Annotated in this window: 25 protein-coding genes and 1 other RNA gene; 22 read left to right on the top strand and 4 right to left on the bottom strand. The window is 58.0% G+C overall.

Annotated features, from left to right (window positions below; translation table 11 throughout):
* Window positions 1–39: 39 nt before the first annotated feature.
* From AXW11_RS11650 to AXW11_RS11640, 3 genes are read right to left on the bottom strand one after another with little or no spacing between them, the layout of a single operon-like run.
* Complete coding sequence (locus AXW11_RS11650) at window positions 40–987, bottom strand: SDR family oxidoreductase (RefSeq protein WP_036205431.1); 948 nt, start codon at window positions 985–987, stop codon at window positions 40–42.
* Window positions 987–1,802, bottom strand: coding sequence for a lysophospholipid acyltransferase family protein (locus AXW11_RS11645; protein ID WP_091641151.1), 816 nt, complete (start codon window positions 1,800–1,802; stop codon window positions 987–989). Before AXW11_RS11645 ends, AXW11_RS11650 begins: the two co-directional genes overlap by 1 nt.
* A gap of 7 nt (window positions 1,803–1,809) precedes the next feature.
* A complete protein-coding gene (locus AXW11_RS11640) occupies window positions 1,810–2,703 on the bottom strand; it encodes a D-hexose-6-phosphate mutarotase (RefSeq protein ID WP_087148977.1) in 894 nt (297 codons plus the stop codon).
* A 154-nt stretch (window positions 2,704–2,857) separates the two neighbouring features.
* Between AXW11_RS11640 and AXW11_RS11635 the strand changes: the two genes are divergently transcribed.
* The 21 genes from AXW11_RS11635 (at window position 2,858) to AXW11_RS11535 (ending at window position 22,030) form a co-directional block, all read left to right on the top strand.
* Window positions 2,858–3,550: a 2OG-Fe(II) oxygenase gene (locus tag AXW11_RS11635; protein ID WP_091641148.1), complete on the top strand. Its 693-nt coding sequence runs from the start codon at window positions 2,858–2,860 to the stop codon at window positions 3,548–3,550.
* A 70-nt stretch (window positions 3,551–3,620) separates the two neighbouring features.
* An RNA gene (ffs, locus tag AXW11_RS11630) (signal recognition particle sRNA small type) lies at window positions 3,621–3,717 on the top strand.
* A 122-nt stretch (window positions 3,718–3,839) separates the two neighbouring features.
* Entirely contained in the window at window positions 3,840–5,777 is a 1,938-nt protein-coding gene (gene dnaX, locus AXW11_RS11625) for a DNA polymerase III subunit gamma/tau (protein ID WP_091641458.1), read from the top strand.
* 59 nt (window positions 5,778–5,836) lie between these two features.
* A complete protein-coding gene (locus tag AXW11_RS11620; protein WP_174447635.1) occupies window positions 5,837–6,160 on the top strand; it encodes a YbaB/EbfC family nucleoid-associated protein in 324 nt (107 codons plus the stop codon).
* A 13-nt stretch (window positions 6,161–6,173) separates the two neighbouring features.
* Entirely contained in the window at window positions 6,174–6,776 is a 603-nt protein-coding gene (recR, locus tag AXW11_RS11615; RefSeq protein ID WP_036205441.1) for a recombination mediator RecR, read from the top strand.
* Between the two features lie 19 nt (window positions 6,777–6,795).
* On the top strand, window positions 6,796–7,944 hold the full coding sequence (locus AXW11_RS11610) for a ribonuclease D (protein ID WP_041334784.1): 1,149 nt from the start codon (window positions 6,796–6,798) through the stop codon (window positions 7,942–7,944).
* Window positions 7,941–8,234 (top strand): YcgL domain-containing protein, encoded by a 294-nt coding sequence (locus AXW11_RS11605; RefSeq protein WP_036205443.1) that lies wholly within the window; start codon window positions 7,941–7,943, stop codon window positions 8,232–8,234. Before AXW11_RS11610 ends, AXW11_RS11605 begins: the two co-directional genes overlap by 4 nt.
* Window positions 8,231–8,677 (top strand): YcgN family cysteine cluster protein, encoded by a 447-nt coding sequence (locus AXW11_RS11600; RefSeq protein WP_036205444.1) that lies wholly within the window; start codon window positions 8,231–8,233, stop codon window positions 8,675–8,677. The genes AXW11_RS11605 and AXW11_RS11600 overlap by 4 nt, the downstream gene beginning before the upstream one ends.
* The gene (locus AXW11_RS11595; protein WP_036205445.1) at window positions 8,677–9,021 is read left to right on the top strand and encodes a hypothetical protein; all 345 of its coding nucleotides are present in this window, start codon (window positions 8,677–8,679) and stop codon (window positions 9,019–9,021) included. Before AXW11_RS11600 ends, AXW11_RS11595 begins: the two co-directional genes overlap by 1 nt.
* A 38-nt stretch (window positions 9,022–9,059) precedes the next feature.
* Window positions 9,060–11,042, top strand: coding sequence for a VWA domain-containing protein (locus AXW11_RS11590; protein WP_091641145.1), 1,983 nt, complete (start codon window positions 9,060–9,062; stop codon window positions 11,040–11,042).
* Between the two features lie 108 nt (window positions 11,043–11,150).
* A complete protein-coding gene (locus AXW11_RS11585; RefSeq protein WP_075196100.1) occupies window positions 11,151–11,993 on the top strand; it encodes an AAA family ATPase in 843 nt (280 codons plus the stop codon).
* A 22-nt stretch (window positions 11,994–12,015) separates the two neighbouring features.
* On the top strand, window positions 12,016–13,194 hold the full coding sequence (locus AXW11_RS11580) for a vWA domain-containing protein (RefSeq protein ID WP_007152565.1): 1,179 nt from the start codon (window positions 12,016–12,018) through the stop codon (window positions 13,192–13,194).
* A gap of 376 nt (window positions 13,195–13,570) precedes the next feature.
* On the top strand, window positions 13,571–14,059 hold the full coding sequence (locus tag AXW11_RS11575) for a hypothetical protein (protein ID WP_036205916.1): 489 nt from the start codon (window positions 13,571–13,573) through the stop codon (window positions 14,057–14,059).
* Window positions 14,060–14,068: 9 nt separating this feature from the next.
* On the top strand, window positions 14,069–15,712 hold the full coding sequence (locus tag AXW11_RS11570; RefSeq protein WP_091641139.1) for a tetratricopeptide repeat protein: 1,644 nt from the start codon (window positions 14,069–14,071) through the stop codon (window positions 15,710–15,712).
* Complete coding sequence (locus tag AXW11_RS11565; protein ID WP_091641136.1) at window positions 15,709–18,513, top strand: tetratricopeptide repeat protein; 2,805 nt, start codon at window positions 15,709–15,711, stop codon at window positions 18,511–18,513. Before AXW11_RS11570 ends, AXW11_RS11565 begins: the two co-directional genes overlap by 4 nt.
* Window positions 18,503–18,970, top strand: coding sequence for a tetratricopeptide repeat protein (locus AXW11_RS11560; protein WP_091641133.1), 468 nt, complete (start codon window positions 18,503–18,505; stop codon window positions 18,968–18,970). The genes AXW11_RS11565 and AXW11_RS11560 overlap by 11 nt, the downstream gene beginning before the upstream one ends.
* Complete coding sequence (locus AXW11_RS11555; RefSeq protein WP_091641130.1) at window positions 18,971–19,321, top strand: hypothetical protein; 351 nt, start codon at window positions 18,971–18,973, stop codon at window positions 19,319–19,321.
* A gap of 18 nt (window positions 19,322–19,339) precedes the next feature.
* Window positions 19,340–19,984, top strand: a complete 645-nt coding sequence (locus AXW11_RS11550; protein WP_036205450.1) for a MotA/TolQ/ExbB proton channel family protein — start codon at window positions 19,340–19,342, stop codon at window positions 19,982–19,984.
* A 15-nt stretch (window positions 19,985–19,999) separates the two neighbouring features.
* The gene (locus AXW11_RS11545; protein ID WP_036205451.1) at window positions 20,000–20,515 is read left to right on the top strand and encodes an ExbD/TolR family protein; all 516 of its coding nucleotides are present in this window, start codon (window positions 20,000–20,002) and stop codon (window positions 20,513–20,515) included.
* Window positions 20,512–21,006 carry an ExbD/TolR family protein gene (locus tag AXW11_RS11540; protein ID WP_036205453.1) on the top strand — a complete coding sequence of 165 codons (495 nt, stop codon included), beginning with the start codon at window positions 20,512–20,514 and terminating at the stop codon, window positions 21,004–21,006. The genes AXW11_RS11545 and AXW11_RS11540 overlap by 4 nt, the downstream gene beginning before the upstream one ends.
* A complete protein-coding gene (locus AXW11_RS11535) occupies window positions 20,999–22,030 on the top strand; it encodes an AgmX/PglI C-terminal domain-containing protein (protein ID WP_143071126.1) in 1,032 nt (343 codons plus the stop codon). Before AXW11_RS11540 ends, AXW11_RS11535 begins: the two co-directional genes overlap by 8 nt.
* An 18-nt stretch (window positions 22,031–22,048) precedes the next feature.
* Here AXW11_RS11535 and AXW11_RS11530 read toward each other — a convergent pair whose 3' ends face one another.
* Window positions 22,049–22,534 (bottom strand): MaoC/PaaZ C-terminal domain-containing protein, encoded by a 486-nt coding sequence (locus AXW11_RS11530; RefSeq protein ID WP_036205454.1) that lies wholly within the window; start codon window positions 22,532–22,534, stop codon window positions 22,049–22,051.
* A 193-nt stretch (window positions 22,535–22,727) separates the two neighbouring features.
* Between AXW11_RS11530 and AXW11_RS11525 the strand changes: the two genes are divergently transcribed.
* Complete coding sequence (locus tag AXW11_RS11525) at window positions 22,728–24,404, top strand: long-chain fatty acid--CoA ligase (RefSeq protein ID WP_091641125.1); 1,677 nt, start codon at window positions 22,728–22,730, stop codon at window positions 24,402–24,404.
* The last annotated feature ends 172 nt before the right edge of the window (window positions 24,405–24,576 follow it).

Raw genomic sequence — 24,576 nt, 5'->3', positions numbered from 1 at the left:
CCACTTTCCATAACGGCACCGATTTCGATCCTGTGCCGTTCACACCGGCTTCTTGTTCTCCCGGTAGAACCGGAATATCTCTTTTAGCGGGCGCCTGGGAGTGAAACCGAATTCCCTGGCGAACGCCCTGCCGTCGATGACTACAGGATACTTGAAAAAGTGCATCAGGTACGAAGGAAAACTTCGCAGGTTGAGTGTCCGCAGTATCATCCTGGGCAGTATGGGGGGAATGGATGGTACTGGTATGCGGCCGCAGCCGCAGAGCTTCAACGCATGCTGGTAGGCCACCCAGTCCTGCGGCGCGACATTGAAAATTCCCCGCTGGGGTTTGTTGTAAGCCAGCACGATGGCATCCGCCATGTCATCGATATGGATAAACTGCATCATCGGTGAAAAACCGGCCAGAACAGGTGCCCGTTCCATGCCCAGCAAGGTGCTGATGGAGTTGCGCACGCCAGGGCCGACAATATTGCAGGGCCGCAGAATGGTGATATTCAGGTCCGGGTAGCGCCACAGGTAGATGTTGGCCAGGTTCTCCAGTTCCACGGAATCAATCAGGTCCGCGCTCAGCCCCGCACTTTTCAGCGGAGCTTCCTCGTCTATCAGCGCCGGGTTGTAGGCCACCGCGCCATAGACGTGGAAGGTCGACAGGACCACCACCCTTTTGATGTTGTACTTGTGGCTCAGGTCCAGCAGTTTCTGGGTGCCGAGCACGTTGGCGTTGTAACGGCGCATTCGGGTGAGCTGGCTCGACATGATGCGACCGAGATGAATGACGCCATCAAACCGGTAACGCCGGAAAAGGTCTTCGAAGGAGCGCTTGTTGAAGTCGATGCAGTAGCTGGGGATATCGTCGCCCAGATAGACCTGTTCTCGAAAATCCACGGCGACGAGGTTGCAGGTATCCCGCAGGCGGCTGATTACCTGTTGAGCCAGGGCGCCAGCTGCACCTGTTACAAGAATCTGGGGTCTGCTTTTTTCAACCATCAGAACAGCCTTTTCCTTTCGCTCAGTCCGGTATCGATCAATTCACTGATCGCTGCCTTCACCTGTTCCACCCGCTCTGTCACCTGTTCTTCGGGAATTTCCAGGTCGTCAAACACCATTGGGTCGCCAAAGTTCAGGTGGACTTTAGCCGGCAAGACAAACGGCATGGCCACCGGAGCGTAGGGAATGCCGAGCCACCGAGCCAGTGGTTTGATGTTGGCGATGGCGGGAATGGTTTCCTCACACCCGACCACGCCCACTGGCACAATGGGTGCCTTGTATTTCATGGCCAGGTGCATGAAGCCGTTACCGAACCGCTTGAGCTGGTAGCGATCCTGATACAGCTTGCCAGACCCGCGAATGCCTTCGGGGAATACGATGACGGCCTCGCCGTTGGCCAGCATCTTGGCGCAATTGGTGGGATCGCCCAAAACCGCGCCAAACTCGTTCAGCAAATTGCCGAGGTAGGGGACGGTCGGGAAAAAACGTTCGATCATTGCCCGGGGAATGCGCGGGTTTTTCTCGCGAGAGGCAAGGGCGTAGGCGATCAAAAGTCCATCTACCGGCAACTGCCCACTGTGATTCGGGACGATCAGCACCGGCCCCTCCGAGGGAATTTTGTCAACGCCGGTGGCTTCCACTCGAAAATACTTTGCGTAGATCTGGCGGGTCAGGGAGAAGCCGTACTTCATCACTTCGTTGTTATAGCCCCAGGGATCGTACCCCAGAGAACCAATCGGCTTGCGGATGCGATTGATGTGATTCTCCAGCTCTGCCGGGATCAACCGTGACTTCAGAATCGATGCTAGACCCATGTGGTTTTTACTCTCTTCCTATCATAACGCCAAGGGTATGACTCTGGCCCGTATTCAGCACGCGGTAATCGCCGAGGGCATTGGCGCTTTCAACGCACAGCATGGACTCCCAGGCAACGTCGGGGAAATCCGACAATCGTGCCGCTTTCTCCGGCCCCGGATTCCAGACAACCGTGGAGTCGCTGCCGATGGCGGTGATGCGCCGGTTCCCTGATGGGGTTTCAACGATCAGCGAATTGCCGCTTTCATAGATGCGGTCGGTTTCACCCTCGAAGCTCACTGGCCCTTGCTGTGTGTGGTAGCTCCAGTCTTTCAGGGAGTCCACGTATCCGCAGTTTTCGAGGCCTCTGACCAGCGTTTTGGAAATGTCCGGGGTCGGAAGATAGGTGTGAAGTGCCTGGGTAAACGCCAGCGGTTCCGAACCCGGATTGGTGGTGGTCAACGCCAGTTGGCAGCCGTCAGCCGAGAAGTGGAAGGTCATCAGTAACCGGGCGCGGCCGTCCCAGGCATCAGAAAAGTCACTGTTTGCATCAAGTGACAGGCTGATTTCCACGTCGTGCGCGGTTTCCCTGACATCCTCCAGCTTCCACACTGCTGTGCGGGCGAAACCGTGGGAGCTGGTGGTCAGCAGCCTGCGGCGAACTTCCGGGGGATTTTTCTCGGGCGCCCCAAACCAGGGCCAGCATATCGGAATGCCACCACGGATGGCCACGCCGGGTTCAAAGCGCGCGGTGTCGCTTATCCACAGCCAGTGTGGTTCGTCACGGGCGGCAAAGTGAGTAAGGTGAGCGCCCTGCAGGAAAAGGCGGGCGTGGAACAAGGGGTGGTGTACCTCCATGGCTTCCAGTTGCCCGATGGTTGTCCATCGGGTGAACGACCAGTGCCCGGGTTTTAGTGTCACGTAGTGCCTCGTTACAGCTTTCTGGGTGGTCAATGGATTGTCGGTCTGAGGTGCCGCAAGAGTTACGGCATGTCCTTATACTCAGGGTAAATTAAAACTGTGCTTACGGCGAGAAACCATCATAAAATCGGCCGTCCCCGTCGGAGTTTGATGAATGATTGACCAGATTACTGCCTCAGTTCCCGAGTCTTGCCAGGCTGGAGTCGATCTTTCGACGCCGGGAGGCGATCAGTGGCTTGATGAATTGGCCGATGGTCTCACGGAGCATGGCTGGATGAGCCAGGATGTGTCTGTGCTGTTAACTCCGTCCCTTTTAAAGGGTCTTCGCAGTGAAGTTCGGATACTGGACCGGACCGAGGCGCTGCGTAAGGCGGGTGTGGGGCGTGGTCAGGACTTGCTCCAGGACAGATCAGTAAGGCGAGACAAGATTGCGTGGTTGCAGGGCGTGACGCCGGTTCAGGCGGCGTTGTTCGAGTTCTTCGAGTTGGTCAGGCTGGGGTTGAATGAGCGGTTGTTCCTGGGGTTGAAACGGTTTGAGGCGCACTACGCCACCTATCACAACGGTGACTTCTATCGTCGCCATGTGGATAGCTTCCAGGGCAGGGCGTCGCGGGTTGTCAGCCTGGTTTTGTACCTTAATGAGGGTTGGCAGGAGGCCGACGGCGGCGCGTTGCAGATTTTCAATCGTGAAAACGAGAACGAGGTATGTGGCGTCGTATTGCCACTGGCAGGGCGGATGGCGCTGTTTATGAGCGAAGAAATTCCCCATGAGGTGTTGCCGGCCCACCGTACCCGTTACAGCGTCGCCTGCTGGTTCCGATGCGATGAAGTGCCGCTGCCATTGTAGTGCCGGAACCCTTTTGCTAATATGCGCGCCGCTTTGAGGGATTTCGCCCCAAAGCCCGTTATGGTGGCTCCATTGGTGCCTCCGCAACGATAAACCGTGAACCCGGTCAGGCCCGGAAGGGAGCAGCCGAAGCGGTGGACTTGTGTGCCGGAGTGTCGCTGATGGAGTCACCCCCAGATTTTTCCTTTTAACGCCCCCGATTATCCCTCTCTGATTGCTTCTTGTTGGCTTCTTCTAACATCCTGACCGTGCTATGGTTAAACCCATTTTTAACGGCAGTTGGCAGAACATGAGCTACCAGGTACTTGCCCGTAAGTGGCGCCCCCGGACATTCGAAGATATGGTCGGCCAGGAGCATGTGCTCCAGGCACTGATCCACGCCCTGGACAACCAGCGGCTGCACCACGCCTATCTGTTTACCGGTACCCGGGGCGTAGGCAAAACAACCATTGGCCGATTGCTGGCCCGATGCCTGAACTGCGAAACCGGCGTTACCGCCACGCCGTGTGGAACCTGCTCCAGTTGCCAGGAAATCCAGGAAGGGCGGTTTGTTGATTTGATCGAAATCGACGCAGCCTCCCGTACTGGCGTGGATGATATGCGGGAACTCACCGATAACGTCCAGTACTCGCCAACCCGTGGCCGCTTCAAGGTGTACCTCATTGACGAGGTACATATGTTGACCAACCAGTCCTTTAACGCTTTCCTCAAGACCCTTGAAGAACCCCCGGAACACGTCAAATTCCTGCTGGCGACCACGGATCCCCAGAAGCTGCCAGTGACCGTGTTGTCCCGTTGCCTGCAGTTCAACCTCAAGCGGATGACGCCCGAACACATTGCCGGGCACCTGCGCCACGTGCTGACCCAGGAAGGCATTCCTTTCGAGGAACCGGCCCTGTGGCTATTGGCACGTGCCGCGGATGGCAGTATGCGGGACGCCCTGAGCCTGACAGACCAGGCCATTGCCTTCGGCAATCAGACGCTCAGCGGCAGTGATGTCAGCAACATGTTGGGCACGATTGATCAAAGCGATATCGAGAACCTGGTGAATGCGCTGGTGGAAGACGACGGGCCCGCGCTGCTGTCCGAGATCAATCGTATTTCCGATTTTGCGCCGGATTACAGCGTGATCCTGGCGGACCTGTTGTCGCTGTTCCATCGGGTGACGATGGAACAGGTGGTGCCGGGCAGTGTCGATAATGCCCTTGGGGATGCCGCGCAGGTGGAATCCCTGGCGCGCCGGCTGAGCGCGGAAGACGCGCAACTCTTCTATCAGGCCGCGCTGATGGGCCGTAAGGACCTGGCGGTCACTCCCGATGCCCGCATGGGGTTTGAGATGACGTTGCTGCGAATGCTGGCCTTCCGGCCTGGCACTGACCGCCGTGAACCACCGGTGGTGGCCTCCGGGACGTCATCATCAGGGCAGGAGTCCCGGGAAGACCCTGAGCCTGGCCCGGCGTCGGAGACAATAACAGCGGCTGTTGAGCCTGAACAAGCGCCTCAACAGCCAGATTCAGAACAGCGGGCAGAGCCAGAACAACGAACCGAACCGACGCCCCAGCCGGAGCCTCAACCGGAAGCCCAGGAGCCCGTACTGGAATCCCAACCCGCTCCCGCGCCAGAGGAGCCTGACGCTGCCTGGCTGGCGAGCCTGGATGAAGCGGCTGAATCTGCAGCGGCCGAAGCGGCCAGCACGGAGGATTATGAGCCCGAGCCCGTAGCGCCTGAGCCGGAATACGTCGAAGCGCCTCAGGCCGATGTGCCCCAGGTAGAATCAGCAGCGTCGACCGAATCGACTGAGCCGGCCGAACCGATCGAAGAACCTGCGGATACCGGCGAATTTGTCTGGGAACGTGATTTTCGCAGCCTGGGCATTGTGGGCATGCCGGGTAACCTCGCCAGTAATGCGGCTATGACTCGCAACGGCGATGAAATCGTGCTGACCATCGATGAAGGTCACGCACGGTTGTTGAACGCCCGCCATGAAGAAAAAATTATCGAGGCGTTGAGGAATCGGTTTGGCGCCACCATAACCCTGCGTGTGGAGCAGGGCGATGCTGAGGGCAAAACGCCGGCTGCCTGGGAAGAGCGCCAGCGGCAGGCGCGCCAGAAGGCAGCGGAAGACTCAATTCGCAGTGATCCCGCAGTGCAGTCGATTGTTGAACGATTCGAGGCTCGGGTCGTCGAAAACAGTATCCGGCCGCCGAATCAGGCAAAGTCCGGCTAAGGTCTGCGGTTGGAGCCACGTGGTGGCAACTCTCTAAGGCAATTCTGTAGAAGGTGAGCGTGATGAACAATATGGGCGACCTGATGAAAAAGGCCCAGCAGATGCAGGAAGAAATGAAGAAGGCCCAGGAAGAGGCCGCCAAGGCCGAGATTACCGGCGAAGCCGGCGCGGGCCTGGTCAAGGTGACTATGAACGGTCGTCATGACGTGCGGAAAGTGGATATCGATCCGTCCCTGCTGAGCGAAGACAAGGAGATTCTGGAAGACCTGCTGGCGGCTGCTATCAACGACGCCGTGCGCCGTGTTGAGGAAAACCAGAAAGACAAAATGTCCGGCATGATGTCCGGTATGGGTATGCCTCCGGGCTTCAAGATGCCGTTCTGATCGAGGATAGCTGATGGCTTTTAGTCCGTTGGTAGACGAACTGGTGGAGTCTCTCCGCTGTCTGCCTGGCGTCGGTCAGAAAACGGCCCAGCGTATGGCCTTCCACCTGCTGGAGCGCGGCCGCTCTGGAGGCTCGCGGCTTTCTGACGCACTGGATCGTGCCATGACCGGTGTGCGCCGCTGTGAGAGCTGCCAGAACTTCGCCGATACGCCTACCTGCAATATCTGCGAAAACCCTGAACGACGGAATGGTACGCTCTGCGTGGTGGAAAGCCCCTCCGACCTTCTTGCCATTGAGCAGGCGGGCGATTATCGCGGCAGCTACTTCGTGTTGATGGGGCATCTGTCGCCCATCGACGGCGTGGGCCCCGAGGAAATCGGTATTGAGCGGCTGCTGCAACGCATCCACGGAGAAGGGGTGACGGAGCTGATCCTTGCGACCAATCCAACTGTGGAAGGTGAGGCGACTGCCCACTACATTGCCGACAGGCTGGATGGCCGCAATATCCTGATTACCCGTCTTGCCCATGGTATCCCGGTGGGGGGCGAACTGGGTTATGTTGACGGATTTACCCTGACCCATGCCTTCCGTGGCCGAAAACCTCTGACTGATTAAACCTGACCGGGATTATTATATGGATTCCAACACCCCGGCCGCTTCCGTTCCTGCGGCTCCCGACACGGTTACCTGGATTCGGGAGCCGGACGACCTGGACCGCTGGCTTGCCGAAGGGCAAGGCGAACCGCTTGCACTGGATACCGAGTTCGAACGGGTCAACACCTTCTTCCCGATTCCTGGTCTGGTCCAGTTGGGGATGGGGCAGCGGTTCTGCCTGGTAGACCCGTCGGTCGCAGAGGCGTCAGAGGGCTTTCGCAACGCGCTCACCGACCCGGACACCCCCAAATTGCTATACGCCATGAGTGAGGATCTGGAACTGTTCCGGCACTGGTTGCAGCTGGAACCGGAGGGCATTCTCGACCTGCAGATCGGCGCCGCGCTGGCCGGTGCCGGCTTTTCCGTCGGTTATGCCCGGCTGGTGGAAACTCTCTTCGGTGAATCACTGGACAAATCGGCGACGCGCTCGGATTGGGTTTCTCGCCCGCTTTCCGCGGCTCAGGAACGCTACGCTCTGGACGACGTTCGCTTCCTTGTTCCCTTGTATCACTGGGTGATTACTCGGTTGCAGAAACGGGGCCTTGAAGCGGCATTGGCTGACGAATCCACTCGATTTTCAAAGGAACTGGCAGCCCAGGATAATCCCGACAGCCATTACCTGAAACTGCGAGGCGGCTGGACATTGAGCCGCCAACAGCAGGGGGTGCTGAAAACCCTGGTGTGTTGGCGGGAACATGAGTCGCGCCTCCGGGATCGGCCCCGCAACCGGGTTGTGGCCGATGCACTGCTGATTGCCATCGCCCAGAGACTGCCACAGTCAGTACGGGAGCTATCGAATATCCAGGGCTTGCCTCCGGCCGTGGTCAGGCGCTACGGGGATACGATTATTAATATGGTTGCGGAGGCATCGACCGCGGATAATTCCGGCATCGACGTTATCGCCGCTCCGCTGAGCCGCCAGGACCAGATGTTCTATAAACAGCTCAAACGCCTGATGGTGAAGGCGGCGGAGGAACGGGATGTGCCGGTGGAACTGCTGGCGCCTCGCAAGCGCCTTGAGGCTGTTGTACAACAACGAAACCTGGCTGCCGGGCTGTTTGACGAGGGCTGGCGCCGTGACCTCCTGGCACCGGTGCAGGAACAGATTGAGGAATTACTGAAATCATGACCGAAAAGACCTTTGTGTCGGTGTTTCGCAGCAGTAAGAAGCCGGACACGTATATCTACGTTCGACGGGGCCAGGCCTGGGATGAACTGCCGGATAGCCTGCGGGGCATATTCGGCCAGCCAATACACGCCATGGACCTGATCATGACACCGGAACGGAAGCTTGCCCGAACGTCTGGCAAGCAGGTTCTGGAGGCTATTGCCGACAAGGATTTCTTCCTGCAGATGCCTGAGGAATCCAGCGGCTACGTTGTAGACTTTCGCCGTAAACCGGAGCCCGGCCGGGAATGATTGCAGAGATTCCGTTCTGGCAACGCAAACGTCTCCATGAGATGACCGCCAAGGAATGGGAGTCCCTGTGTGACGGCTGCGGTAAATGTTGTCTGGCCAAGCTGGAAGACGAAGACACCGGCGATGTCTACTACACTGAGCTGGTGTGCCGTTACATGGAGCAGGACACCTGTCAGTGCAGCGTGTACTCCGAGCGCTTGCAGAAAGTGCCTGCATGCACGGTGCTGACACCGGATACGCTGAGCGACTACCATTGGCTGCCGTATACCTGTGCCTACCGCACACTGGCGGAAGGGCGTGCGCTTGCAGACTGGCACCCGCTACGGTCGGGTGACCCCGATACGGTTCATGAAGCGGGTGTATCGGTGCGTAATCGCGTGATCTCGGAAGCCGATGTACCGGAAGACGATTGGGAAGAACACATAATTCACTGGATCCTTTGATGATAGACGCAGAAACAAACCTTGCTTACGGAATATTCTGGGCCCTGTACGCCGTCGCCTTCGTGGTGTTCTTCTACACCATATCCCGCCTGTTTCGGGTAATTCCGGTTTATGCCATCCGCACGCTGTTGCAGGCCGCGTTGATTGTCCTCCTGTTGACCCCGGTCGAGTCCGGTGAGGTAGCTGGCTGGTGGATGCCGGCCTGGTTGCACGGCGGCTACGAAACCATTCTGGGTGATGCCGCCAACGCGGGCCGGGCCTTTGTGAACATGGGCATAGCATCCCTGGTTATGGTGTTGGTGTGGGTTCTTGACCTCGTCAGATACCGGCTGGTTAAACGCTGAGACTTTCCTTGATCACCACCTCGCATGGAGCTGCCCTGATGCGACTTCTAAGCCGCCTGTTTGCTGTCATCCTCATCCTGCCAATTACGGCGCTTGCACAGCAGGCGCCAACCCTGCAGTTACCCGACAGTGCCGATGTCCGAATTATTGTCGACATCTCCGGCTCCATGAAAACCAACGATCCGGACAACCTGCGCCGCCCGGCTGTGCGCCTGTTGGCGCGTATGCTGCCTCGGCAAGCCAATGCCGGAGTCTGGACCTTTGGTCAGTACGTCAACATGCTGGTGCCCCATGGCAAAGTCGCTGATGACTGGCGGGGGCTGGCTGTCGAACGCTCAGATGAGATCAATTCGGTCGCCCTTCGGACCAATCTGGGGGAGGCGATTCAGGTTGCCAGTGATGATTACCTGTTGGGCTCGGAGAGCCTCGACAATACGGACTTCATTCTACTCACCGATGGCAAAGTGGATATCTCCGACAACGAGAGCGCCAATGATCGCGAGCGTGAGCGGATTCTGGGGGCATTGCTGGACGATTTGAGCAGCCGTGGTGCCACCCTTCATACCGTCGCATTGTCCGAGGAGGCAGATCTTTCTCTTTTGAAGAGCCTTGCGGAACGCACCGGGGGCCGCTATGCCCTGGCATCGTCCGCTGATGCACTGACTCTGGCTTTTCTTGAAGCGCTGAACACCGCTGTACCGCAGCAGCAGATTCCCATTGAGGATAATGGCTTTCAGGTGGATGGTGGCGTAGAGGAATTTACCGCGCTGATTTTTCGCGCTGGTGACGAGTCTGCCGCCAACCGAACGCTTGAACTGGTCAGTCCCGGCGGCACCAAGGCAGGGCCGGACTCAGCCACCGAGGGAATGCGTTGGGTGCGCGAAACGGAATACGACCTGATTACCGTCACCGATCCTGAGGCGGGCGACTGGACGATCAACGGCGAGTTGGGTGAGGGCAGTCGGGTCACTGTCGTCAGCGATCTGCGGATGGTGGTGAGCCCGGTCCCGCCAACATTCACGGAAAACGAACCAGTATCCCTTCAGGTGGCCTTCTTTGAGGAAGACCGAAAAATTGAAAACCGGGACTTCCTGGGGGTTATCGATGTCAGTGTGTCATTAACCTCAGAGGACGGGCGCAGCGGTAACAAGGTGTTGTCTCCGGATGAGCCGCCGCAGGACGGCGTCTATACGGACACCATCACACGACTGCCTGATGCCGGTGAATACCAACTCAGCGTTGTTGCGGACGGTCAAACGTTCTCCCGACGCTTCAGTACCGTTACCCGATATATTCAGCCCGAGGGCGAACAAGCCCCAATTGAGGCAGTCGTTTCTGACGAGCCCTCGCAGGAAGCGCCAGTGATGGAGGATGAGTTGCCAGAGGCCTCACCCGCTCCCGAAATTGAATCGCCTGTGTCCAGTTCCGGGCCGATCGATATCAGCCAGGTTGAAGAGCCAGAACCGAAGCCGCTTGAGGAGCAGCCTGTCGATAAGGAAGAGGCGGAACCGGAAACGCCGGCCACCGTTGAGGAGGCGGCGAGCGGCATTCCGTTCTGGGTATGGGCCGCTGCCGGCACCTTGGGTGTGGTGGCTGTCGCCGGGGTGGCATTCCTGTTCGTCAAGCGCAGAAAATCCGCGCAGGATCAGGGCAACAACGAGGAGCCGCCCCTGGTCGCAGAGGAAACGCCGGAGGAAGAGGCTACCGCCGCACCCGAACCTGAACAGGCGCCTGAAGACGTACCCGCAGAGATACCTGAACCAGAACCGGTGCCGGAACCAGAACCCGAACCGGAAGAATTGCCGGAACCTGAAGAAGTGCCGGAACTCCAGCAAGACGAAGCGTTGCCCGAGGACGATATCCCCGTTGCTGATGCGGAAGTGGAGGACGGTGAAGACGAATTCGGGCTGGAGGACTTTGATCTCTCCGAGTTCGACGATTTGCCAGCCACTGATGAGGATAGTGAGCCCACCGACGACGAGTCTGAAAACGACGATAAGGATGGCGGAAAGGATCGGTAGTTGGCGGTTAATCGAACAGGGCTCTTATCAGAACGGCTTCGGTTCTCTATACTCTGAGTCTATTTTCAAACAGACGTTTAACCGTTAATTGAACAGGACACTATCAGCATGAAGTTTACCGGTACCGAGAAATATGTTGCGACTGATGACCTGCAGATGGCCGTCAACGCAGCCATAACGCTGCAACGCCCGCTACTGATCAAGGGCGAGCCCGGCACTGGTAAAACCCTCCTGGCCGAAGAAATGGCTGCGTCCCTCGGCCTGCGCCTGATTCCCTGGCACATCAAATCCACCACTAAGGCCCAACAGGGACTGTACGAATACGATGCGGTCTCCCGTCTGCGGGATTCCCAGCTCGGTGACGAGAAGGTCAAGGACATCAGCAACTACATCGTCAAGGGCAAGTTGTGGGAAGCCTTCGAATCCGAGGAACAGGTGGTACTACTGATCGATGAAATCGACAAGGCGGATATCGAGTTCCCGAACGATCTTCTGCTCGAACTCGATCGCATGGAATTCTTCGTCTACGAGACACAGCAGTCTGTGCGTGCCAAGCATCGGCCTATCATCGTGATCACCAGTAACAACGAAAAGGAACTGCCGGACGCTTTCCTGCGCCGTTGTTTCTTCCACTACATCAGCTTCCCGGATCACGACACCATGAAGAGCATCGTGGACGTGCACTTCCCGGGTCTGCAGCAGCAGGTGGTTCGCGATGCGCTGGAAGTTTTCTTCGACGTTCGCAAGGTGCCAGGGCTGAAGAAGAAGCCGTCCACTTCAGAACTGATCGATTGGCTCAAACTGCTGATGGCGGATGACCTGTCTGCCAAAATGTTGCAGGAGAAGGACACCAGTTCCGCCTTGCCGCCGCTGTATGGCGCACTGGTGAAGAACGAGCAGGATGTTCACCTGTTGCAGAAGCTGGCCTTCATGGCCCGTCGTCGCAGCTGAAATACAGCAAGAGCAGCACCCTATGTTGATTGATTTCTTTCTCGAAGTCCGGCGGGCCAAGGTGCCCGCCAGTCTGCGCGAACTCCTCGACCTGCTTGAAGCTCTGCAGAACAGGCTCGCCTTTGCGAATATGGAAGAGTTTTACTACCTGGCTCGTGTCTGCCTGGTCAAGGACGAGCGCCATTTCGATAAATTCGACCGGGCGTTCCAGGCCTATTTCGAGGGCATAGAAAACCTCGATGACCTGATGCAGGCGTTGATTCCGGATGATTGGCTGCGCGCAGAATTTGAAAAGCAGCTGTCAGAAGAGGACAAGGCCAAAATCGATTCCCTCGGCGGGCTGGAAGAGCTGATCGATACCTTCAAGAAACGCATGGAAGAGCAGAAGGAGCGTCATCAGGGCGGCAACAAGTGGATTGGCACTGGTGGTACCTCACCCTTTGGTGCGAACGGTTACAACCCGGAAGGTTTTCGCATTGGCCAGAACAAGGGGCGTCATGGCCGCGCCGTAAAGGTTTGGGAAAAACGGGAGTTCAAGGACCTGGACGACAGCGTCACTCTCGGCATTCGCAATATCAAGGTGGCCATGCGTCGGCTGCGTAAGTTTGCCCGCCAGGGTGCCGCGGACCAGCTCGACATGGACGATACTATCCGCTCCACTGCCCGCAATGCCGGGTACCTCGACTTGAAGATGGTTCCCGAGCGGCACAATGCGGTCAAAGTCCTGATCTTCTTCGACGTGGGTGGCTCCATGGACCCTCATGTGCGGGTCTGCGAGGAGCTCTTTTCGGCTGCTCGGCTCGAATTCAAGCACATGGAGTACTTTTACTTTCATAATTTCATCTATGAAAGCGTGTGGAAAAACAACATCCGCCGGATGAACGAAACAACGAGCACCTGGGACATTCTTCACAAGTACACGCCGGACTACAAAGTGATCTTTGTAGGGGATGCCACCATGGCGCCCTATGAGGTGTCACACCCCGGCGGGTCCATCGAACACTGGAACGAGGAAGCGGGCGCAACGTGGTTTCAGCGCATTACCGATCACTTCCGCAAGGTGGTGTGGATCAATCCATTGCCGGAGAGCTACTGGGGCATGGGTGGGTCGCTCGGTATGACCCGTCAGCTGGTGAATGACCACATGTATCCGTTGACCATTGAAGGCCTGGAATCGGCCATGAAACAACTGAGCAAATAAAAAAAGCCGATGCGGTTGAGAGCATCGGCTAAGCTCGGCATATCAAACGGGGTGGCCAGAAGGCTGTCCCGCGCTTCTCTCGGAGCAAATCCGGGGCCAGTTTAAAATAGTGGATATAAATCAGTTGATTAGAATAATTTCCGTGCATCTCCCGTGAACGGGAGATTCCTCGACGTTTTGCTCCTGTCAAAAAATCCGACGGTTTCGGATTTCCAATTGGTGATCTGGATACCGTTCTTGCCTGTTACCAAGTGTTACTCTTTCTGCCGGTTTGTTACAGAGCATTGCTAGAGGCAGGAAGCGTATGGTCGCCGGAGCGCAGCAAACAGTAACGGTTGGGCGCCAGGTCAGGGTGGCGTGGCCGGTCATTTTGGTCATGATGGTGGCATCTCAGCTCGGTTTGACGCGTAGCGCCTTTGCTGAATCGCTGGACCAGGAGATCGACCGCCTGAAAGCCGATGTGGCGGACCTCAGCCAGACGTTGTACCAACTGGAGGAGAACGTACTCTACCCAGTCGACACGCAAGTGGCAGTTTTCCTGACACTCAGGAATCGGGAGGGGCTGGATCTGGACTCGGTGGAACTGTACCTGAACGACACGCCAGTTGCTTCCCACCTCTATACCGACCAGGAACGTGACTCCCTGAAGCAGGGCGGTGTCCAGCGGCTCTATATCGGTAACCTGCCTCATGGCGCCCATCAACTAAAAGCGGTTCTGACGGCACGTTCAGCGAATGAACGCTTTGTTCGCCGTGAAGCGACCCATCAATTTCGGAAGCGGCCCGGTGAATCCCGCATACAGCTGTCTCTGGATGCCGCGGCGCCGGACTACGAACCAGTGGTTTCGTTTCAGGAATGGAAATAGGGCGAAAGGATGGTCGTGCTCGCTAAGTTTCGGAAAGTCTCCACACGGTTTGCTCTCAGTCTGACCGCGGCCCTTATCCCGGGGCTGGCGTCCGGAGGCAGCGATTTGGCGTCGTTGCACTTGGGGCTCGCACAATTCGCCCTGGACACCCATGAACCGGCTGCAGCATTGCGTTATACCCGGAATGCCACTACCGAAGCCGAACGCCTGGTTCGCGCTAAAGCATTGTTAGTCACGGGGAGTCATCAGGAGGCTGAACGGCTGCTGAAAGAACTGATCGAAGGACAGTATTACCGCGGGCAGGCGGCACTATTGCTGGCGGAACTGCCGACGGACTCTGGAGACAACAAAACCCGGGAATACCTTGAAACTGCTGCGAAGCGGGCCAGTGGCAGTGACCGGCAAAAGGCGCTTTATCGATTGGCCGAGATTGAGCGGGAGGCGGGGCATACCGATCGGGCCGGGAAGGTGCTGGCGTCCATGGAGCCAGGCTATTGGGCTGCGCTGGGTTACATGAACATTGCGGCTGACTACGGCAGGCAGGACCGGAATCCATCGCGAGCACTGGTTGCACTTCGAGTGGCTCTGGCCATGTCCGAAGAAGACGTCGACAGCCAACGCAGCCAGGAACTCAGAAGCCGACTACTGGTTCGCGCCGGCTACCTTGCTTACGATCACGGAGACTACGAAAAGGCCATCGGCTTCCTGGAGAAAATCTCCCTGGAAAGCTACAGCACATCCCATGGCCTCTACCTTCACGGTCTTGCGCTCTCTGCCAGTGGCAACCAGCGGGCGGCAATGCAGTCCTGGCATCGCGCCAAAAAGTACCCACTGGCCTATCCCGGTGTGGCCAATGCCTGGCTTGGAACGGGTAGGGGGTACGACCTCGCCGGTTACCTGGGGCAGGCGGGTGAAGCTTATCTGGCAGCAAATGCGTCCTATGAAAGTGAACGGGTGACCCTTCGCAAACTGGCTGACCAGATCCGTCAGAAAGGTGCGTATCAGGCGCTGGTACTGGACGCACGGAACTCTGAGGCCCAATGGTTCCTTGCCGACAACCGTACGCTCACACAGCCCCGTACTGCCTATCTGATTCGTTTCATTGAGCAGCCCGCTGCCCAGGCCGCCGTCAACCGGGTGGCTGAACTGAAGGAGATGAGGCAAACACTGAATCAGCGGGAAGACAGCCTTGCTGTTTTTCGGGGGGCCATCAGTGAACGTTTGGGGCCTGTGGGGCACAACGTTGATGGCGGTCCCTTCAACGAAGAAATCAAAGAGCTGGTGCAGCGGTTGGCGAACCTGAAAGCCCGGACCATCTCTCCTGCACAACAAGAGGCGCTGAAAGGTGTAGCCAGGACATTGGCCGATCTGAAAGCGTCCGTTGGCAGGCTTGATGGAAGATTGAAAAAGAAAGATCGCAAGCTCACTGAACTGGTGACACGCACCGACCATGCGCTGGAGCGGATACGGACGGTTCGTCGCACGGCCGATGCACTTCTGAGCAGGGCAGAGTCGGAACTGGATGAACTGGCTCTGGCCTATGTCGAAGAGCAGGATCACCGTATGGCGTTTGCGTTGGATCGGACCGAGCAGCAGATTGCCCACCTGTACGAGTATCTGGCCCTGGAAAACCTTGAGCGAGGTCAGCAATGAAGCCAGTGGTGTCAATTTCCCTGACGGTGCTGTTTACGGCGTTCGCGGCGAGTGCCCAGGCACAGGAATCTTTCCGGGTAGAGCTCGGTCGCGACGGCGAAACCATCGCTGATATGCGCCCGGTTTTTCTGGAATTCCAGTCCCGACCGATGCCGGCCATATCGCCAACAGAAGTTGCCCGTCGATACCAGCGATTGTTTGAACACTCTGATGAACCTGAAGTACGCATTGATGCACTTAACCGACTTTCCAATATCCAGAAGGTGACTGACGAGGACGTCAGCTTCAGCGAAGAACGCGAACAACAGGTATACCGGCAGGCGCTGGAAAGTTACGAATCCATTCTCGACAGGGGCGCCTACCAGGGCCGGCTTGATGAATTGCTATACCAGATGGCGAAGGCTCATGCCTACACGGGGCAGGCGGAGGAGTCTATTGACCGGTTACGCCAACTGGTTGGTCTGTATCCTTCGTCCTCCCTGGTACCTGAGGCCCGCTTCCGCATTGCCGAGGCAGCGTTTTCGGCGGGAGACTATGCCGAGGCTGAGTCCGAGTACAGCCGTGTGATCTCGAGTGACGGCACCGATAGCCTGAAAACCAAGGCCCGATATATGCAGGGCTGGAGCCAGTACAAGCAAGGGTCTTCTGGCCGGACAAGGGCCGCAAAGACGTTCCTGGCGGTACTGGACGGTGTCGGTGAGGAAACCAGTGGGTTTCGCCGCATTCCTGCCAGCGACGCTGAACTGGTTGACGACACCTTCAGGATTGTCGCTCTGATGGCGGCGGAAGACCGGGGCGTTGAATCCCTGGCAAGCTGGTTGACCGATGCGGGTGGCAAGGGCTTCGGGTACCTGCTGTACGACAGGCTGGCAGATTACTACGCCAGCAACCGGCGTTTTGAAGACAGCGTGGCGGTGAACAATGCCTTTGTTCGCGATTTCCAGGCGCATAACGCCGTACCGGCCTTTCTGGCCCAGAATGTGGATGTCTGGCGCATGGCGGGGCAAACTGATCGCGCAAGGGCCGCCAGGGCTGAGTATGTCCAGGCATTTGCCGGCGATGCCCGTTACCAGCAACTCGCGAAAGCGGATCAGGAACGCTGGCAGAATTTCAGCCGGTCACTGGCGGACTATCACTATGATCAGGCCGAAGAGGGGCAAGTGGAGCGCCAAGTGGCATCTTTCCGGTTGGCTGGGGGTTACTACAGTCAGTTGGCTGGCCGGAGCGGCCAGAAGGGAGACGTTCTTCGCATGGCCGGTGATGCGTTCCTGCAGGCAGGTGACCACACTGACGCCTTCAAGCATTACCAGCGTGCGGCTTATGACACGGATCATGAGACAAAAGAGTATCCGGGGGCGGCGGATGCCGCCTGGGCTGCCATCGTAATTCAGCGTGATGCGCTGGACAATCGCAATTCACTTCCCGCGACACTGGACGACCTGGCTGCAGCCGCCGACCGCTTCGCGGCTGAGTTCCCAGAGGACGAACGTCAGGCTGGTCTGACGGCGGATATCGCCAACCGAATGCTCGCGGAGCATCGTTATGCTGACGCCCATCGGTTTGCCGAGCTTGCCATAGCCCATCCGTTGGTCAGCCCAGCCGAACGCTACAGTGCCTGGGTCGCAGCCGGTGAGGCGAACCTGGCGATGGCGTCTTATGGGCTTGCTGAAAATGCCTGGCGTCAAGCACTGGCACTGATTTCAGAGGGGCTGTTACAGGAAGGGCGGGCCAAAGATACCGACAGTCTGAAACGGCAACTAGCCAGCAGCATCTACTACCAGGGGGAGAAAGCGGCGAGCGAGGGCCGCATTGACACCGCCGTGGCGCATTTTCAGCGTGTGGAGTCTGCGTTTCCGGGGTCGGACATTGCGATCAAGGGCCGTTACGACGCAGCGAATACACTTCTGAAGGCAGAGCGCTGGCAGGCTGCCGTTAATGAACTGACCCGATTTCGCACGGATTACCCTCAGCATGACCTGACCCCAACCGTAGGCGAAAAGCTGGTGTTTGCCTATCAGTCATCGGGCCAATGGGTGCGCGCGGCGGATGAAATCATGCGTGCCGACGAAGGAGAGTCGCCGTCCTGGGATCAGCAACTGAGGGCGGCTGAGCTGTATCACAAGGCAGAGGCCCATGCGCGTCGCAATCGCATCTACGTCGTGTGGCTCAACCGCGATTCCGCTGCTGCCGATTCCGAGAGCCATATCCTTAGTCAGACCCTGCGCCAGCGTCTTGTGCTCGACGATGTGGAGCCGCGGCGATATCGAATCGAGTTGGTAGAGCGAGAGCTCGCCAGCCAGTGGCATTCGGAAGACACGCTGACGTGGGCTGGGCGGGCAGCCATCGTGCTGGGGGCGGAGGAGTCCGAGCGGTTTGCCGATGTTCCGCTACAGATTCCATTGGCCGAATCCCTGGGGCGCAAACAAGCGGCCCTCTCGGCTGCGCGGGAGCGTCTCTCACAAGCTGAGAAGCTGATTGGCGAGGGCGCAGGTTCGGAAATTCTGTTCCGTCGGGCAGAGCTGTACCGGGTGATGGCGCAGGATCTCATGACGTCAGAAGCGCCGGCGAATCTGAGCGACCTTGAGGCAACCCAGTACCGGATGTTGCTTGAAGAGGAGGCCTACCCGTTCGAAGAGAAGGCTATTGACCTGCACGCAAGGAATCATCAACGCCTGGCGGACGGAAGGTTTGATGAGTGGATGGAACGCAGCCTGCAAGTTCTGGCGGACCTGTTCCCCGGCAGGTACGACCGGGAGGTGCGCTGGATGACGTGGAATGAGGAGGTCAACGATGATGCCTGAAACAGCACGTGCGGTTCTGCTCACTGGGTGTCTCGCGTTGCTAGCGGGGTGCGCCAGCCAGCCCAGGCCGGAGCCGGTGGTCGTCAACACCGCCGAGGCCAGTGAACTGGCACGTCAGGCCTGGAAGGCACACCAGCAGGGACGCAAGGAAGAGGCCCTCGAACGGTACCGTGAGGCTTTTGATATGAACCCGGGCAACGCGCTCACGGCCAACAACCTGGCATTGTTACTGCGAGAACAGGGACGATTTGAGGAGGCGGTGACGGTGCTGGAGACGGGGCTCAGCCACTCCCCGGTTACCGCCGAACTGCATTACAACCTTGCCGTTATCTCAGAGCTGTATCTGCTGGACCTGGACGGCGCACTGGCGCATTACCGCCGTTACCGCTCATTGGCGGGCACCGAGGACAAGCAGGTGGCCGGGTGGATTGCGGACCTTGAAAGGAGGTTGGACTGAATGCGCCTTTATCGACGATTGACGGCTGCCAGCATGATTTTGATGCTTGGTCCAGTGATGGCCTTTGCCAATGAGGCGTCCAATGCCTCGGAAGCGGTTGTGTCTCAGGCCGCGGATAACACCGTCGCACTGGGCGTGGAGGGAATCAACCACCATACCGGAGACGATGATCCCGGCGTGCTTTATATCCTGCCCTGGCAGCCGCCGACCTTGCCGCGGCGTTCACGCGCTGAACTGGATGCCGGAAGCGAGGAACTGCTCGAACCCAAGGACCCGCTGACCCTTGAGCGTCACCGGACGTTTCGTGAAACCCTGAATCCATTGTTGGATTCCACTCTTTCCCTGCAGTAGAGAACCGGGAGTCTGAATATGCTGGAAACTGTTGTTCGTTTTTTTCAGGAAGGTGGTCCCTTCATGTATCCGATTGCCATTGTGCTGGCCATCGGCCTGGCGATTACCGTTGAGCGTTTCATCTATCTCGCTTCGGTGCGCCGCCGGAACCGGCTTGCCTTTGAAAAGGGCATACTGCCGCTGCTGAGGAAGCGGGATTACCAGCGGGCGATGAAAGCCGCGACAGGCTCTGACAGTGCCATCGCGTCGATCATGAGCGCCGGCATTGGTCGGCTACTGAATAATCACTCCCGCGAAGATGTTGAGTACGCCATGGAAGAGGGGTTGATGGAAGTCTTGCCCCGTCTTGAGAAACGTACCCAATACCTGGCAACCCTGGCCAACATCGCGACACTCCTGGGCTTGTTGGGCACGATCATCGGCCTTATCGCCGCGTTTACGGCAGTTGCCGCTGCAGATCCGTCCCAGAAGGCGTCGCTGTTGTCGGAAAGTATCTCCGTTGCCATGAATACCACGGCGTTCGGGCTGATGTCGGCCATTCCCCTGTTGATGTTTCATGCACTGCTTCAGACCCGCACCAATGAAATCGTCGACAGTTTCGAGATGGCTGGGGTGAAGCTGCTGAACATTATCTCCGAGCAGCCCGCCCCCCAATCCGCCTGAGCCAGGGTTTGCCGCATGAGACGAAAACATCGCAGGCTTGTCAGTAATCCGGAACTGGATATCACGCCATTCCTGAATCTGATGATCGTGTTAGTCCCGGTATTGCTGCTGGGCATGGTCTTTAGCCAGATTCGTATGATTGAGCTCGACTTTCCCGGGATGGAGTCGGGTGAGGCGCCACAGGCTGATGAACTGCGGCTGGTGGTGGCGTTGATACCCCAGGGCCTGGAAGTGCTGGACAGTGAGAGAGGCGTGATCCGGACCCTGCCGTTGATTGAGGGGGAACAGGACTTCGACGGCCTGAGGGAAACTCTCAAGCAGATCAAGAAGCGGGTGCCGGAGAAGACTGACATCGTTCTGGAGGTCAGCCCGGACATCGACTATCAGACTCTGGTGACTGCGATGGATACGCTCCGCTCCTATCCGGCAGTTGTTGCGGCCAGTGTGGTGAAGGGAGAGCTTTTCCCGGATGTGGCACTGGCAGACGCACCTGAAAACCGGACGTTATCGGTCGAAGGGGAGGGTGCATGAAGACCTCCCGCCGTGCCCGTCGTATCCAGCGCCACTACAGCCGTATGCACCGCCCGGGAGGCCTGAATCTGGTGTCCCTGATGGACATCTTCACGATCCTGGTGTTCTTCCTGATGGTGAACTCGTCCGATGTAAAGGTTATGCAGAACACGGCCGATGTCCCACTGCCGCAATCGACCGCGGACAAGGAGGCGGTCGAAACCCTGATGGTCCAGGTAATCGGCCGGTCCATTCTCGTGCAGGGCCGGGAAGTTGCACGGTTGGATGGCATTGAAACCGGGGACAGCACCATCGGTGGGCTGGCGGATGAGCTTGCCTGGGTGCGTAACCGGAGGGGCCAGGTGCCGGAGCAGGGTCATGAGGTGACCATAATGGCAGGGCGCGCCACCGACTACCGGTTATTGAGAAAGATCATGCAAACCTGCATCGATGAAGACTTCCGGCAGGTCCGGCTGGCCGTTGAGTCGGCGAAGGAGGTCGGCAATGGCTGAGCGTCAGGACCTTTCTCTCAAAAAGGTGTCTCCCAACAATTTCGCGACCAAACACCTTTCATCCGGATTGCCATGGGGCGCGGAAAAGGGAGAAAACCGCCGTTTTGTGCTGGCATTGTTGGTGATGGTGGCGGTCTTTCTGCCTCCTGCGCTGCTTATTCCGGCGTTTCAGCTTCCGGAACCCGACCGCAGCGAGGCGGAGAAGATTCCGCCCCAGTTGGCGCGACTGGTAGAGCAACGCGAGGCGCCAAAGCCGATTCCAGTGCCTGAGGTTGAACCTGAACCTGAACCCGAGCCGGCTCCGGAATCTGAGCCCGAGCCCGAACCTGAAAGTACAGAACCCAAAGCGGTGGAGCCGGAATTGGCTGAAGAGGTGCCCCCACCCGAGCCTGTGCGCCCGACACCCGCTCCTTCCCAAACGGTCGAGCAGGCGCGTGAAACCGCCTCCAGGTCGGGTCTGATGGCAATGCAGGACCAACTTGCCAGTATGCGGGCTCCAGAGCCGGACGCCGTGGACACCCTGGCGGCCAACGTCGATGCCGAGACCGCAAGCGGCGATGGAGATCTGTTCGGTGCCGAAACTGACCCCGGCAGGGCGCTTGCTGGCAGCGGCGGCGTCACTCGGGAAGCCGCGCCAGAAACTGAGGTGGCAGTGGCTGGCCATCAGGTTCGAAACGTGGAGGTGGCGCAGGAAGCAGTACCAGAAGCTGCGCCGGAGCCCACCGGCGGACCGGGGCAGCGGGGCATGAGCAACATCCGCCAGGTGTTCGACGCCCAGAAAACGTCACTCTACTCCCTCTACCGACGCGAGCTGCGTCAGGACCCGACGCTGGAAGGTAAGGTTATGCTGGAATTGGTGATCGAACCGGATGGGTCAGTATCGCGTTGCGAGGTGGTGAGCTCCGAGCTGGGCAATCAAAGCCTGGAGCAACGCATTGCCATGCGCGTGCGCCTGTTCAATTTTGGCCAGGACGATGTGGAACCCAGGACGGTGCGATTCCCCATCGATTTCCTGCCGGGTTAATTCAGTGGCCCGTATACGCTAGTGCGCTATGGTAATTTTTGGTAGCTGTGGCTTGCTCAGGGACATCTTTTGGGTAGGAGCGATCACTTTCGCCTCACCGGTCACCACCCGCTCATCGTTCTGGTTGCGGACATCGCAGGATAGGGTTACGCGGTTTTTGCGTTCCTTGGCCAGTACTGTCAATGTCACCGTCAGGGTGTCGTCCAGCTTTACCGGGCGCTTGAACGCCAGGCTCTGTTCCAGGTATATGGTGCCGGGGCCCGGCATCACGGTGGCCAGGGCCGCGGAAATCAGTGAGCCGCTCCACATGCCATGGGCAATCCGTTCCTGGAACATGGAGTCGGCGGCAAACTCCGAATCCAGGTGGACCGGGTTCACATCTCCGGAGACAGCAGCGAACAACACCAGTTCGTCCTCGGTCAGTGTTTTCACATAGGTTGCGGAGTCGCCTTCCTGGAGTTCGTCGTAGGTGATGTTCTCAAGCGTGTCCAAAGTGTCGCTCATGATGGGCTCCAGTGTTGGTGTGATTAGGTTGGTGGCTACAACCGCTACAGTTCTGCTTTGAAAACTACCTCATCGTTCACAAAACTGCTATTCTCTCCCGACTTTTCGAGGCTGATACTTTTGTCTGGTTGATTTTTTGACCAAAACGACATTGGTAAACATTATAAGCACAAATGCCAAACAGGAGATGGTGATGGATTTTGAGCAGTTCTATCAGGACAAATACCCCGCTGGCGTGTCCCTGAACGTAGACCTGGATAAATACAGTAGCATGGTTGACGTATTTGATCAGGCCGTGAACAAGTACGCTGACCGCCCCGCGTTCAGCGCCGTTGGCGCCACGCTCACCTATCGCGACCTGGACACCCAGAGCCGGAATTTTGCCGCCTGGCTGCAGAACAAGACCGACCTCAAGCCGGGCGACCGGATTGCGGTGCAAATGCCCAACGTGTCCCAGTACCCTGTCGTAGTGTTTGGGGCCATGCGCGCGGGCCTGATCGTGGTGAATACCAACCCGCTGTACACCACTCGCGAAATGGAACACCAGTTCAATGATTCCGGTGCCAAGGCGCTTGTAGTGCTGGCGAACATGGCCCATAACGCAGAGAAAGTGCTTCCTCATACCGGCATCGAGCATGTCATTGTGACCGAAATTGCCGACATGCATTCGCCGCTGAAGCGTACGCTGATGAACGCCGCCGTGAAGCACCTGAAGAAAATGGTGCCGGCATTCAGCCTGCCCCAGGCTCACAAACTCCCGGCGGTGCTCAGTGCAGGGGCCAGGGAAAAATTCTCCCCGGTGGAGTGCAAGAAAGACGACATCGCCGTTCTGCAGTACACCGGTGGCACCACCGGTGTGGCCAAGGGCGCGATGCTGACCCACGGCAATCTGGTCGCCAACCTCCTGCAGGCTCGGCCGATGATGGAAGATTCGGTGGAGGAAGGCACGGAAGTGGTTATTGCTCCGCTGCCGCTTTACCACATCTACTCGTTCACCCTGAACTGCGGCATCATGCTTGAAGCTGGCGCCCACAACGTTCTTATCCCGAACCCCCGTGACATCCCCGGATTTGTGAAAGAGCTCAAAAACCATCGTTTCACCGCATTCCTGGGGCTGAACACGCTGTTCGTGGCGCTGTGCAACAACGAAGAATTCAAGGCCCTGGATTTCAGTGCCCTGAAACTGACGTCGTCCGGCGGCATGGCGCTGACCAGCGACACCGCGAAGATGTGGCAGCGTGTTACAGGGTGTGAAATCAGTGAAGGTTACGGCATGACTGAAACCTCTCCGGTTGTCACCTTCAATCCGAACAGCGCGATCCAGCTTGGCACCATTGGCCTGCCGATTCCCGGCACCGAAATCAAAACCATCGACGACGACGGCAACGAAACGCCTCTTGGCGAGCCCGGCGAATTGTGTGTGAAGGGGCCACAGGTGATGCGCGGATACTGGCAGCGTCCGGAAGACACCCAGAAGTCTTTCACTGACGACGGTTTCCTGCAGACGGGTGACATTGCCCTTATCCAGGAAGATGGCTACATCCGCATCGTCGACCGCAAGAAGGACATGATTATCGTGTCTGGCTTCAATGTCTTCCCCAATGAGATTGAAGACGTGGTCAGTGGTCATCCGAAAGTGGTTGAGTGTGCCGCTGTCGGTGTTCCCGATGACAAGAGTGGAGAGGCGGTTAAGGTCTACCTGGTGGCAACCGCGGAAGGTGTTACTGAAAATGAACTGAAAGAGTTCTGCCGCGAACGCCTGACCGCTTACAAGGTCCCCAAATCCTTCGTGTTCCGCGATGAACTGCCGAAGACCAACGTAGGCAAGATCCTGCGGCGCGAGCTGCGTGACGAAGCCAACAGCAAGTAACCGGTTCGTGCGGGCGGTTTAATCGCCCCGAACGGATGATGTGAACCCCGCCTCGGCGGGGTTTTTCCGTTGTGCGCCAGGCATGGCGCGTAGCGCCTTGACGGGCGCTGTTCCGGTACAGGTGGTGCTGGCCGGATGACTTGGGGGTGCAAGTCCCCTGTGGACCCGGCAA

Origin of the sequence: Marinobacter sp. Hex_13 (assembly GCF_001566815.1) — a bacterium.
GTDB classification, from domain to species: Bacteria; Pseudomonadota; Gammaproteobacteria; order Pseudomonadales; family Oleiphilaceae; genus Marinobacter; species Marinobacter salarius.
This window is presented reverse-complemented; position numbering and strand designations above follow the sequence as displayed.